This window comes from Fodinibius salsisoli (genome assembly GCF_026229185.1).
In the GTDB taxonomy this organism is placed as follows: domain Bacteria; phylum Bacteroidota; class Rhodothermia; order Balneolales; family Balneolaceae; genus Fodinibius; species Fodinibius salsisoli.
The window spans coordinates 427,453-440,974 of record NZ_JAGGJA010000003.1 but is presented as its reverse complement, the minus strand read 5'-3'; the positions used below and the strand labels follow the sequence as shown (position 1 = coordinate 440,974).

Sequence of the window (13,522 nt, the reverse complement as noted above, 5' to 3'; positions counted from 1 at the left end):
TTGCCTAAAACCACCTCTTTATCGGGATTTTTTTAAATGGAATCCCTCCATTTGTGGAAAAGGTGCATCTTAGTTACCCTTTTTAACACTTTTATTTGACTCTTAGCTAAGGGTATGCGCGGGTTAGGTACATTTAAAAACCAATCATTTGTAAATACTCATTTAATTCAAAAACATAGTCCGAGGAGTTTGCTTCTTCTGCTGCTTTGAGAATTTCACCATCGGACGTAATTAGATAAGTTTTTCTACCATCTATAGAACTTTCTTCTCCAATGTAAAATGACAATTGAAGATCCCAAATCCAGTTAGGTCGAGATTTGTTTTCTACATTTGCTCCACCAAGTAGAATTTTCTCAAGAATTTGAGAATATAATTTAATATGAGCATCAAATATTTTCGACAAATAGCGCGCCTTATCATTAATAACTTCCTGTGTCTGCTTAATGTTGAGAATATTCATTGTTTTAATAACCAACCCTTTTGCCGTATTTAATTCTTGGTCTGCAGATCTTAAATATTTCATTGCCTCTTCTCTAGCATCAGAGTCATCCCGAACATCGTCCCAATCTTTTGCATCAGATTTAGCAGTTTTAACCACATAGTTCCACATATCTTTCACAAATTGCTTTTCTGATTGTTCAACTCTTTGGCTAATCTCATTTAAATGATCAGAGATATGGCTTAATTCTTCATCTTCTGATTTATTATATATTTCATATAAAAGATGATTTTGTTGGGCGGTTAATTCTTCCCAATGTGGCGATTCTCTTTCAAATAAGATGCGACATAATTCAGATTCAGAATCAGCTACGAATCTTAAATTACCGTTATCATCATTAATATTATGGTGGAATAAAGCATTAGCTGCATTCCTACAATTTGTATAGTGAGGATCATTGTTGTCATTTAGATGAGAAAGTAATTCAGCTGCAACGACATGTGAGGTGAAAGATACTATGTCTCTTTCTTCTTCTAATGTGTTTATTTTATCTACTAATTTTTTTGTCTCCTTTTGACTTAGATTACTTGCTAAATACCTGTATGCGTTTGTATCAAGAACAACTGAAGCATTCTCCATGGTTTAATAGTTATAAATGTACCTAACGACCTTGCGCTTAACGGGCGTACGGACTGTTGTTGATTTAGCAACACATTACTAATCGCTTTCCAGAAAACAAAACTGGCAGGCCTGGGGCGAGGTGCGTCCACGTTGAAGCGCTGGTTAGGCTGAGGCCCGAAACCAAGGCCACTGAACCTGACGAGCCCAACAAAAGCACGGCCGCCGACGATGTTGGAAGCGGCGCCAGCGCCAAGCCGGGAGAAAGGAGCGAGGAGGCAAAAGCCTGAGAAACAGTAGCAATTTCTGTAGAGTCACTCATTAAAAAGGCCAGAAAACTGTAACCCAAAATTTTAGCCTGACAGAAGCAATCGTTAAAACGAGCGGAGAGCCGGATGCCAATTTTAGCCCAAAAAGAAGCGAAAAAACGCTGCTACAAAACAAGACAAGATGAGAAGGCCTTAGCCGCGCAGCCTAACGACCTTGCGCATAAGCTGCGTGCAGGCCAACGTGAATTTAAAACAAAATGTACTACAGAAATTGACCAGCTCAAAACCGGCAGGGAAGGGCGAGGCACGTCCGCTTAATGCGCTGGTTATATGCCGCTACTTTTTTGGATAAATATCAATGTAGTTTATCATATTTGATTCTGGATCAAATTCAATCTCAGTATTTATCTTTTTAAGATTTTTATTATTGGCAAAAAACCATTCAGAGTAGCTTATTGACTTAACTTTAGAGCTTGATGGAAAAGGTACACCTCTCTTTGTTATTTCAATTTCTTCTCTCTGATAGGAATTTTTAATATCAACCATTGGTCCTACAATTAAGTCGGGTATATTTGATAGATCTGCTAAAATCCTATCTTCGCTATCTTTGTCTGGATCGATAAACTCATATCTAATTTCATTAGGACCAAGATATTTTGAGACTACCTCAAAGAAAAATTTAATAGCGATCTCTTTTCTCGACCGATTATTGATTACGTTGTCATGATCAGTGATCCATTTTAAAGTTTCTATTTCACTTTTTATTGAGGAAATAACTAAACCTGCTAAATGACTGAAAAGCTCTAACTTTTGAAATTGATTAAATTTGTAGGTAGATAATTCTTCATCATTTTGCCAGACTGATTTTGAATCGTTACACACTGTATCAAAACTAGAATCTATCATAAAGTTAAAGAGAATCCCATCAATAGTGTCAATTGCGCTTAGGAATTCATTGAGTATGGAAGGGTGATTTTGGGAAGAATTTAATTTCTTATAACTAATTTCTTGCCCCTCAATATTGTATTCTTTTTTTATGTCTAGTCTATACTGATTAAAAGGTTGGATTGATTTTAAATCAGAGAGCAGAAATGAAATCCCCCAATACTCATTATTTCTATCTTTCTCTCGAAAATCGCTAGCAACAAAGACATCTTTTGAAAGGTTTAACTTTTCTTCAATTTCAGGATAGTTTTGGTGGATATGTTTGATTAAATCTTTTGATAGCATACTTGACGAATTTTAAGCAATTAAGGCATATAACCTATAATTATGTCAAACAGCCAACGGCATAATGATATTATCGTGCATAGGCATAGTTTGCTAAAAATTCCCCTGAAACACAAAAAGCGTATTATTTTTGGATATTATCATGCATGGCACCCCTCTTTTTGTGACATAACAGGTTGACATAATATTCTTTTGTAAGGTTTAGCCTCTTTTGGGGTCTTACTAATAACCTAAGGTTCAAAAAGAGATCAATATTATTATGTCAAAACCTTCATTACTTGCCCGGCTAAGAATAGCAATCCGCCGTAGAAATTATAGCTACCGAACGGAGCAGGCGTATGTCAATTGGGTGATTCGCTTTATCAAATTTCATGACGTGCGGCATCCTTCCGGGATGGCCGAAAAGGAGGTAGTTGCATATCTTAACTATCTGGCAGAGGAGCGAAATGTCGCCGGCTCAACCCAAAACCAGGCGCTGTGTGCTATTTTATTTCTGTACGAACATGTACTCGACCAACCGCTCAGAGAGATGATGGACTTTAAAAGGGCACAAACACCTAAAAAGTTGCCGGTCGTCTTGACATCCGGCGAAGTAAAGGCGCTTTTGCGTAATATGAGGGGAACCTCCAAACTCGTTGCCCAGCTGTTGTATGGTGCCGGATTGCGGATATCCGAATGCCTTCGGCTCAGGGTGTTAGATCTGGATTTTAGTTATAACCAAATACAGGTTCGCTCGGGCAAAGGAAAAAAAGACCGGATCACTATCATGCCCCAAATCGTCAAAGAAGACCTGAAAAGTCAGGTTGAAAGGGTGAAGATACTGCATCAAAAAGATGTAGCAGAGGGATATCCCGAAACCCTTCTTCCCAAGGCATTGTCTAAAAAGTATCCGAATGCCGCTGGAGAATTGAAATGGCAGTACCTGTTTCTTTCTCCCCAGCGAGCCGAAGATCCGCGCTCCGGCCTGGTGCACCGCCATCATATTTCTAATTCAACCATCCAGAGAAATGTCAGACAAGCGGTGAAGAAAAGCGGAATCAAAAAACACGCCACCTGCCACACGTTGCGCCATAGCTTTGCAACGCACCTGCTCGAAAACGGCTATGATATTCGTACGGTTCAAGAACTGTTGGGCCACAAAAATGTAAAGACCACCATGATTTACACCCATGTTATCAAAAATAAGGGAAGTGTCATCAAAAGTCCGCTGGACCCCTGAGATTAGAGCAAAGCGTAAAGATGAAAGTCTTGAAAGTTAAGCCCTCGTCTTGCAGGTTTTCGCCCGGGGCCAAGGCCCTGTCTTCTCCGTACTTCCTCCGTGATTGCTCCGTCTTTATACGGAGCGGGGACGGAGAAGCATCAGCCAGGAAGCAGGCGGAGGTAAATGTGAATTATCATTGTGTTATCTTGATAGTGTTCCATTGAAAGACATAGTCCCCACCAGGGAAATGTCTATTTGACGAAGGGCGGGTACTATTCTTCCTCTTTGTCCTTATTTGCCTTGCGGCTGTAGTCGATCTCCGATGGAGGCACTCCGCCCAACATCCGGTAGGGCCGCGAGTCGCGACCATACTGACCGATAACGACCATCCGCAGCCGCTCATGGAGATCCTGTGCCCGCAGCGTTTGCTGGTTGATTTTATCGCGCAGCGCATCGGCCTCCGCGAGGATAGCGTTATACTCATTGACCATCTCTTCCACCGAATGGAGATGCTGCTCGCTTTCTTCAATCAGCTCTTGAGGATTCCATTCAAACTGTTCCGCTATATGCCGCACCCGGTTCAGCCGGTTACGGAGGGCTCGTACTTCGCGGGGAATCTTCTTTTTCTGGTAAGCCACAATACGGGTTTATTGGTTCACCTGATGGTTAATGGGAACGCTCTTGACAGGTAAAAAGGGGCATAAAACCCTTATATGCAAGTCTGAAGGAGAAAAAGAAGGCTCATAGACAGATTCAGAGAAGTCTGGAGGAGATTCACACAGCTGTTAATGAAGAAAGCAGCCCCGGCTAATAAGGCTATTGCACCCTGATCCAGGCATCCCATTCTTAATTCTTCATTCCCAATTCGTAATTCTCAATTCCCTATCCGCGCAATATCCACATCCGGAAAGAGTGCATCGCCGTCGGTTAAGTAATCCACGTAATGGTCGGCGAGGAACTTACTGTAGAGCAGTCCTTTTGATCCTAATCCGGTGAAGACATGCATATTTGGATGTTCGGGATGCCGCCCCAGAATGGGCTTGCGATTGGGCGTAGAAGTTCGAACCCCGGCCCACTGACCCACGGTTTCTACTTCCTCTTCTAATTGGGGCAGGGTACGGCGCATCCGCTGGCGGAGGTATTCTTCGCCTTCTTTATCGGGATTGAGATGGGTGAAGTCGTGCTCGTAGGTGCTGCCCTGCACAAAGGTGTTCGGTTTGTTGGTCTGAGCCATATATCCCAGGCTGGAGATGGAGTGGCTGAACGAAAGGGGACGGTCGCCGGTCGAAAAGAGCGCCACCTGTCCTTTGATATAATGAAGGGGAAGCCAATCCCAGTACTCCGATTCGGTCGTGCTGCCCCCGGTGGCATAGACAATATGTTGGGCTCGGACGGTGGTGTCCTCAAACGCCAGTTGCCAGCCGGTATCAGCGGTAGCTATTTCTGCTTGTTGATTTGTATGAATTTGAACGCCCAGCTGACTGAGAAGGTGAGCATAGCCCCGAAGGTAGGCGCCCACATCCACAGAGAGGCCAATGGGCAGCCACAGCCCACCATCCACACACTGGATGCCGGGATGCATCTCTTTAATTTCACCTTCGGACTTCCACTGGCACCAGCCGTTGGGCCAGGGGGTATTTGCATAGCGATCGCTCATTTTGCGGGCCATCTTTTTGAGCAGGGCAGGACGGAGGAGGCCGCTTTTTTGGTAGAATGGTTTGTCCGTAACAGCCTGCACTTTGGAAAGGTTTTGAGTGATAGCCTCGTAACACTGCTCTGCTTTCCAGACTTTGGTGGCCCGTCGGCCGGTGGCCAGGTTCACCAATCCCCCGGGCGTACCGGAGGCCCCGGCGGCGATATCGTTTTTATCGATGAGGACAACGGAAAAATCTTGCTGTTGCAGAGCATCGGCGAGGGAAAGCCCGGCAAGTCCGGCTCCTAAAATACAATAGTCGGTTTGGTGGATCATCAAAAACGGTTTGTTGGGTTAGATGCTTAGAATTTTAAGGCTTTATTTTATGGCTTTTAGATTGATCTAAAGGTACCCAAAAAATGAAGGCTGGGAAAATGAAGTACCACCCAGGATACAGATCCTTTTATTTCCATAGAGAACTTTAGGCTGGTGGGTATAGAAAAGCGTGCTCACCTATATAAAAAGTTACATATGTTGGCGGATAACATTATTAAAGGCATCAGCGTTGTCACTCCGAGGAGCTGGCGAAGAGGAGTCTCAAGCGGGGACTAGGCTTGTTTCTCATCCGATGAGTATGGAATGCTCGAAAAGTGACCCATCCCACTACTACGTTAAAACTTCGTAGCGCATGCCGGCCCTTCCCTCCGAGCAGGGAAGGGAGTGGAAAAATAAAAATTGTCCCATTATAATCAATGCCATGGTTCATATTACTTTTTGGAATGACACAAATCCTGATATGTCAGGACCAGGCAAACTGGAATGCAAAAAGCCACTGTCTCTGCTGTTTCAAGTTTGTAACTTGGAATAGTCAAAAACGCCTGAATGGACCTATTTATCTATCACGAACCCTTCCTTATGTAATCACTTTTTGCGTGTCCCGAGCAATTCGAGGAAGGGAGTACCGCGAAGCGGGGATAATTGCAAGTACCGATTTTCGGATATTGAATGTTCTTGGTCCTTCCGCGGGCAGGCCTTCAATTGAAGGCACAAAGAACCACAGAGCATTTGTAAATCTAAAAGCAGGGCTGTTTTAAGCGTCCACGCTTGAAACAATATAATTATGACAAGCATGGACGCTTATCATAAGGAAACTATCCGGTATCCTGCATCAGGGAAGCAACTCCTCTGATGATACTTTCTTGGCGCCGGCCCCCATCATCTCGGTCCAGGCCTGCTCTACGGAGCCTTCCAAATCAATACCCTTGACGGCGTCTTCCACAACAAAGAGTTCAAAGCCTTCCTTAAGGCCGTCCATTACCGACCACTTCACGCAGAAATCGGTAGCGAGTCCCACTGCATAGAGCTTATCAATATCTCGTGCCTGCAGGTAGCCGGTGAGCCCCGTAGTGGTGGATTCATCATTTTCAAAGAAGGCTGAATAGGAGTCGATTTCTTTTCGGAAGCCTTTTCGGACGATCAGCTGGCTGCGGTCGGTGTTCAAATCAGGATGGAAGTCAGCGCCATCAGAACCCTGCACGCAGTGGTCCGGCCAGAGTACTTGCGTGCCGTAAGGCATATCAGTGGTATCAAAAGGCTGCTTGCCCTCATGGCTGGAGGCAAAAGAGGAATGCCCGGCCGGGTGCCAGTCCTGCGTTTGGATGACCACATCAAATCGTTTTGAGAGGGCATTAATGGTGGGGATAATTTGATCGCCGTTGGGGACTTCGAGGGCGCCACCGGGACAAAAATCATTTTGTACGTCAATAATCAGCAGTGCGTTCATAATATTGAAAATGCTTTTAATTTTATCATTAAAAAGAACCGTGAATTTTCCCCTTTGAAGGAGGGACAGGAGGATGTAAACCCTTTGGAATAACTTTACAACCTTAATTTTTAGGCCGTAAGACTGCTGACAACCTCAACCCAAAGGGTGATAAGGCTCCAAGGGAGTTAGACTCCCGTTATCCAATAGATTGAGCCGTATATTAAACGATCGGGAGCAACTCCCTTGGAGCTAATACAGTATTTTCGTGGCTCGCCAAGCCGTCTGACCACAAAAAAATCAGCGGTCGGGCGGCATTACGAAATAGCTTCTATTTCAATTTCTCTATTAACTGGTCACGCAGATCCATCAGCTTCTGGCTGATGCCCACCTTATAAATATGTGGATTTTCAAAGCGTTTATGCTCGGCATTTAATTTATCCAGTCGTTTCCTGGCATAGGCCGCACTTTCTATTGGTGTTGGCGGATCTATCTGTAAGTTACCGTTTTTGTACACAGAGTGTAAAATGGGTTCGGCACTAAAGGAGGCAATATCAGCATGCTTGGCGGGATAAAAGGGGTGGTGAATCGTCTTTCCGTCGTCATCTTCGGCAAGCAAAATGCCATCTCCGTAAAACATACCCTCAGCGTCGCTGTATCGCATTACTTTTTTATTGCCGGGGAGCGTGGTTTTCTCCACATTTTCGGAAACCTTAAGCTTGGGTTCATCATTTATGGAAGCCAGCTTATAGACCCCATCCAAAGCGGGGCTTTCGTAGCCGGTGACGAGCCGCGTACCGACCCCAAAAAGATCAATGGGCGCTCGTTGATTTAACAGGCTTTTGATGAGTCGTTCATCCAGCTGGTTGGAGACCGCAATTTTTACATAATCAAGTCCCGCCTGATCAAGCTGCTGGCGAGCTTTACGTGCAAAATAAGCCAAGTCTCCGCTATCCAGCCGAATTCCTTTGAGCTGATGCCCAGCTTCTTCCAGCTCCCTTGCTACCTCAATGGCATTGGGAATGCCTTGCCCGAGAGTATCATAGGTATCCACTAAGAGGATGCAGTTATCCGGATAATATTCAGCATATTTTCGAAAAGCGGTGAGTTCATCTTCAAACGACTGTATCCAGGAGTGAGCCATGGTACCACTGGCCGGGATGCCGTGCTTAAAAGCGGAATAGACATTAGAGGTGGCCTCAATACCTCCGATGATAGCTGCTTTACTGGCCTGAATACCACCAAAACCCTGCGCCCGGCGCAGTCCGAAATCCAGCACTTTATGGTCACCTGCTGCATACTTAATACGGGCTGCTTTGGTTGCTATGAGTGACTCAAAATTGAGGATGTTGAGGATGAGTGTTTCCAGGATCTGGGCCTCAATAATACTTCCCTCCACGCGAAGAATAGGGGCACGGGGGAAAACCACTTCGCCTTCTTTGGCGGCCTGTATGGTAACGTTCAGTTCAAGGTCCTGCAGGTAGTGTAAAAACTCATCCCGGAACCCCTGGGCCCTTAGGTAGGCCAGTTCATCCTCGTGGAAGGCATAGTTTTCGATGATCTCGATGAGGTCAGAGAGTCCGGCAAAGATAACATAACCGCCATCAAAGGGATTATCACGGAAGAAATAGTCGAAAGAAGCCCGGTCATCTTTCCGGCCAGCTAAAAAATAGCCCTGGGCCATCGTTAATTCATAATAGTCGGTGTAAATAGCCGGCCGCTGAAGCACGGAAGTTTTTGGGTTCGATGTTACGAGACTCATAAGATCATGGATTAATAAAGAAAGTAATTGGATGCGGTAAAGATACATAATAGAACAGCCAAGCTGTAGTGGGGGACTAAGACCTCTATTAGAGTAAAGTTTTAAGTGTTAAGTGAGAAGCGAGACGGCAGACGTGAAAAGTTGGAGGATTAGAGCTCGGAAGTTTGAGGTTATAAGTTTGAAAATAATTCTTGACAGGAAGATTGAAAATCGTCAGCCTGCTGCCAAAAATTTTCGAAGTATGAAGCCCCACAAAAATTTGTATCTTTAGCAGGTAAATTAAAATGGAAGGAAGGTTATTCTAAGTGAAAGTTATTATCACAAATGTGGCTTGTCTGCTCGTAATCCTTTGGGCAATCAGCTGCGCTACCCCCTCATCACCGACGGGCGGTCCACGGGATGAAGAAGGTCCGGAAATTATTAAGACCGAACCAGAAACCGGAACCACTAATTTTGACGAACGAAGCATCATTTTTCATTTTTCAGAATTTGTGGAGCGTTCGTCGCTTTCGCAAGCTATTGTTGTAGAGCCGGATATTGGCATACAGTACGAACTGGACTGGGGACGGAAATCCGTGGCCCTTGAATTCCAGGAGGCCATCCCGGATTCCACAACCCTTATCGTGACGATAGAAACGGAACTCAGGGATACGCAGGGCAATGAGATGGCTTCCCCACAGAAGGTAGCTGTATCCACAGGTTCAGAAATTGATAAAGGTAAACTTTTTGGCCGCATCATTGGGGCCCAGACCGGTGAGGATACGGAAGGGGAGCGTATTTTGCTTTATCGTGAGCCGGTCGACCTGACTACCAAAGCAAACTATGTTTCTTCTACTGATACTAGCGGCTCTTTTCAATTCTCTTACCTGAGTGAAGGCCGGTATAAAGCTTTTTGGGTGGATGACCGCAATCGGAATAAGATTTGGGATCCTCAACAAGAGCGCGCACAGCCGTTTCGGAAAGAATTTGTTGAGCTCGCCAAAGAGGGGCAGGATAGCCTTGGAGCTGCCTTCGTAACAGCGGTGGATACGACCCAGCCGATCTTGCAGGGCGTGGGCCTTTTTTCATCACAGCGACTCCGCATGCGTTTCAGTGAAAATATTTTGGTCACCGACAGTGCATCAATAGGCGTTACTGATACGCTCGGCAATGCGGTGGGGCCGGGAACACCGCTTTATATTCCTCCGAATGAGCCCTATGTATTGTTCGCCCAGAGTAGTGAGCAGCTTGCAGAATCGCAAAGTTATTCACTGGCTCTGCAGGGTGTCGTAGATGAGTCGGGCAATGCGCTCGCTGAATTTGATCAAACATTTACCGGATCGGGGCAGGAAGATACAACCGAACAGCGAATTATCACTCGTAATAATTTAAGTGGTTATTATCCGTCGGATCCTATTGAGGTGACCTATGCCAAGCCTATTGATGAGGCGCCCATCCGAGATTCACTGATTGTGGTGGAGGGGACTGAGCTTAGAGAATCGTGGGAATCTGTCGATATTAAGGAAAATATATTACGCATCGCTCCGGATTCATCCTGGAAAAGCGGAGTGGAGTACGAGTTTCGTATCTGGGATCCCATCATCAGCGACTATCGCAAGTTACAGCCCAAAATTTGGCATGACAACCAGATGGGTAAGCTGAATATTGTGACGGAGGATACGTTGAAGCAGGATATCTATCTGGAGATCAGTAATGAAGAGGTCGGCCTGCAGCGTGATACGGTTTTCACCAATCAAATAGAGATCAGTTCCTTGCCGCCACTCAACTATAAGGTGATAGCTTACCGCGATGTCAACGGCAATGGACAGTGGGACTATGGACAAGTATCCCCATATGAAAAGCCGGAACCTTACTTCATCCAAACTGAAGTTCCGGTAAAAAGAGATTTTACCGGCGATTTGACGATCATATTCCAGTAAGAATTACTAATAACGTCAGAATTAAGCACTTTAATGAAGAAGGCTCTTAAAAAATTTACGCCGTTTATCAGCATTATCTTTTTCGGCTTTGCCTTATGGTTTCTTGATCAGGAGCTCCAGCAGTACCAGCTGACAGAAGTTACCGCTCAACTTTCTGAGATTCCTAACATCTATATTGCAGTTTCGCTGTTTCTATCCTTCCTCAGCTATGTGGTTCTTACTGCTTATGATGCCCTGGGGGTAGAGTACATTGGGGAAGAACTGGAAGCCGGTAAAATAATCCGTGCAGGTTATGTGGGCTATGCCTTTAGCCATAACATCGGGCTGGCACTCATCACGGGGGGTTCTATTCGCTACCGGATCTATTCGGCATGGGGTTTTACAGGCATGCAGGTAACACAAATTGTGGGTTTTAGTGCTTTTACGCTGTGGATTGGATTCTGCGCGGTCGGAGGGCTGGCCCTGCTTTTTGCTACCCCCAATTTACCCAACGACTTCGCCTTGCCGTTTGTCTCGCTCCGGGTCCTCGGTATTATTCTGCTGTTGATGGTGGTGGGATACATTTGGGCCAGCGCTAAAATAAAAAGAGAACTGACTTTCAAAGACTGGTCCTTCCAGTTTCCTGAACTCCGGCTTTCGCTACAGCAGGTTACTATTGCTTCGGTTGACTGGCTAATGGCTGCTTCAGTTTTATATGTGCTACTACCTGATGTAGGAATAAACTTTTTTAGTTTTGTAGGGATCTTTTTATTGGCACAAATTGCGGGATTATTTAGCCAGGTTCCCGGTGGACTGGGCGTTTTCGAGTCCGTAATGCTGTTGTATCTATCCAACTTTATGCCGGGCTCCCAGGTGCTTGGTATTCTGGTTGTATATCGGTTGATCTACTACATTTTGCCCTTGCTTGTGGCTATCATTGTGCTCGGTTACCAGGAATACCAGGTTAACCGGAAGGCCGTACACGAATTTGGAGAAAAAGCAGCTGATTGGGTCCCAAGGGTCGTACCCCAGGTATTGAGTTTTTCCGTATTTATAGGTGGAGCCATTCTATTGTTCTCCGGGGCGCTGCCCTCAGAAGTGCCGCGAATGTACTGGCTTCAGCATTTTATTCCATTGCCGGTCATCGAAATGTCTCATTTCCTGGCCAGTTTAGTAGGGGCGGCCCTGCTGGTGTTGGCCGGAGCCCTGCAGCGCCGTGTGGATGCAGCTTATCACCTGACGGTAGGCCTGCTCATCTTTGGTATCCTCTTTTCGCTGCTTAAAGGGGCTGATTACGAAGAGGCTTCCATATTGGCCGTTATGCTCATTGCTTTGTTATTCTGCCGCCAGGAATTTCACCGCAAAGCTTCGCTCTTTTCGCAACAGTATTCGCGGCGTTGGTTGACGATGATTTTTATGGTGTTGATCAGTGCCGTCTGGCTGGGGGCCTTTGCTTATCAGCATGTGGAGTACCAGCGTAACCTCTGGTGGGAATTTACGCTGATGGGTGATGCCCCCCGGTATTTGCGCGCTACCGTTGCTGCTTTAGGCTTTGCCGTAATCATTGGATTGGTGAAACTGCTCCGCCCCAATAAACAAAAACGACGCGTGGCAGAGAATGATGTCGAGCGGTCAAAAAAGGTAATTATGAATGCCGATCATGCGCTCAGTAATCTGGCCTTATTGGGGGACAAACAGTTTCTTTTTAGCGACTCCGGTGAGTCCTTTATCATGTTTAGGATCGAAAATCGAAGCTGTATTGCGTTGGGCGATCCGGTAGGGAAGAAGGAAGAAGCAGAGAGTCTCATTTGGGCGTTTTACGAGTATTGCCTGGATCAAGATCTAAATCCTGTGTTTTATGATGTAGGCAACAAGTACCTGGAATACTATATGGATCTTGAACTGCCGTCATTTAAGATTGGAGAAGAGGGAAAGGTTAACCTCACTGCGTTTGATTTAGAACGGCTGGATCCTTCCATCCAAACAAACTGTACGTACCTGGAAAACCAGGGTTATGAATGGAAGCTTTTGGCCCCGGGAGAAGCAGCACCCTTTCTTCCTACGTTGAAACAGATATCCAGCGAGAGCCTGAGAAGCCAGAAAAGGAAGGAAGCGGGCTTTTCGGTGGGCAATTTTGATGAACAGTATCTACAGCATTTCCCGATTGCTATGGTTGAGAAGGAGGGGGTTCCCGTTGCTTTTTCAAATATCCTTAGTAGCGGTGGTAGGCAAGAGATTACAACGGATTTACTGCGCTACCGTTCGGGGGTTCCACATGGGGTGATTGATTTTATGGTAGCACAAACTATGAAGTGGGGCGCAGAACAGGGGTATCAGCGGTTTAACCTTGGGTTAGCCCCATTATCCGGGAGCAATGAACAGCAGTTCTCATCGCGATGGGGACGGTTAATTAACTTTGTGTACACCTATGGTGAGAATATCTACGGCTTTAAGACCGTCAGGAGTTATAAAGAAAAATATCGGCCGGACTGGCAACCCAAATACTTGGTCTGTCCGGCAGGATTGGCTATGCCCGGTATCCTGTCATCGCTGGCAAAAGTGGTAGGCGGGGGCTTGTCGACTCCGGTAAGTACAAAAATGGATAGTTTATCTCCTGAAGCAGAAAGCCAAGGCTGAACAACCGCCTAAGAACAGATTTGAAGGCTCAAAAAATAGCTACATTTTTCTTACCTTAAATCAAAGAGGGCTT

The 13,522-nt window shown here is 45.5% G+C and carries 10 protein-coding genes; 4 read left to right on the top strand and 6 right to left on the bottom strand.

Annotation, left to right across the window (positions count from 1 at the left end; genetic code table 11):
• Positions 1-133: 133 nt before the first annotated feature.
• Positions 134-1,078 carry a hypothetical protein gene (locus tag J6I44_RS06665; RefSeq protein ID WP_265765248.1) on the bottom strand — a complete coding sequence of 315 codons (945 nt, stop codon included), beginning with the start codon at positions 1,076-1,078 and terminating at the stop codon, positions 134-136.
• A 374-nt stretch (positions 1,079-1,452) separates the two neighbouring features.
• On the opposite strand from J6I44_RS06665, the gene J6I44_RS06660 reads away from it, so the two are divergent.
• A complete protein-coding gene (locus J6I44_RS06660) occupies positions 1,453-1,644 on the top strand; it encodes a hypothetical protein (RefSeq protein ID WP_265765246.1) in 192 nt (63 codons plus the stop codon).
• Between the two features lie 18 nt (positions 1,645-1,662).
• Here the strand turns inward: J6I44_RS06660 and J6I44_RS06655 are convergent, their stop codons facing one another.
• Positions 1,663-2,556, bottom strand: a complete 894-nt coding sequence (locus J6I44_RS06655; RefSeq protein WP_265765245.1) for a hypothetical protein — start codon at positions 2,554-2,556, stop codon at positions 1,663-1,665.
• A gap of 259 nt (positions 2,557-2,815) precedes the next feature.
• Between J6I44_RS06655 and J6I44_RS06650 the strand changes: the two genes are divergently transcribed.
• On the top strand, positions 2,816-3,775 hold the full coding sequence (locus tag J6I44_RS06650) for an integron integrase (RefSeq protein WP_265765243.1): 960 nt from the start codon (positions 2,816-2,818) through the stop codon (positions 3,773-3,775).
• Between the two features lie 254 nt (positions 3,776-4,029).
• Here the strand turns inward: J6I44_RS06650 and J6I44_RS06645 are convergent, their stop codons facing one another.
• The 4 genes from J6I44_RS06645 to J6I44_RS06630 form a co-directional block, all read right to left on the bottom strand.
• Entirely contained in the window at positions 4,030-4,395 is a 366-nt protein-coding gene (locus tag J6I44_RS06645; protein ID WP_265765242.1) for a hypothetical protein, read from the bottom strand.
• 236 nt (positions 4,396-4,631) lie between these two features.
• Positions 4,632-5,726, bottom strand: a complete 1,095-nt coding sequence (locus tag J6I44_RS06640; protein ID WP_265765240.1) for an NAD(P)/FAD-dependent oxidoreductase — start codon at positions 5,724-5,726, stop codon at positions 4,632-4,634.
• A gap of 832 nt (positions 5,727-6,558) precedes the next feature.
• Entirely contained in the window at positions 6,559-7,173 is a 615-nt protein-coding gene (pncA, locus tag J6I44_RS06635) for a bifunctional nicotinamidase/pyrazinamidase (protein ID WP_265765238.1), read from the bottom strand.
• A gap of 310 nt (positions 7,174-7,483) precedes the next feature.
• On the bottom strand, positions 7,484-8,914 hold the full coding sequence (locus J6I44_RS06630) for a nicotinate phosphoribosyltransferase (protein WP_265765236.1): 1,431 nt from the start codon (positions 8,912-8,914) through the stop codon (positions 7,484-7,486).
• A gap of 305 nt (positions 8,915-9,219) precedes the next feature.
• Here J6I44_RS06630 and J6I44_RS06625 point away from each other — a divergent pair, with 305 nt between their 5' ends.
• Both J6I44_RS06625 and mprF read left to right on the top strand, forming a co-directional pair.
• On the top strand, positions 9,220-10,833 hold the full coding sequence (locus tag J6I44_RS06625) for an Ig-like domain-containing domain (RefSeq protein ID WP_265765234.1): 1,614 nt from the start codon (positions 9,220-9,222) through the stop codon (positions 10,831-10,833).
• Positions 10,834-10,866: 33 nt separating this feature from the next.
• Complete coding sequence (mprF, locus tag J6I44_RS06620; RefSeq protein ID WP_265765233.1) at positions 10,867-13,449, top strand: bifunctional lysylphosphatidylglycerol flippase/synthetase MprF; 2,583 nt, start codon at positions 10,867-10,869, stop codon at positions 13,447-13,449.
• The last annotated feature ends 73 nt before the right edge of the window (positions 13,450-13,522 follow it).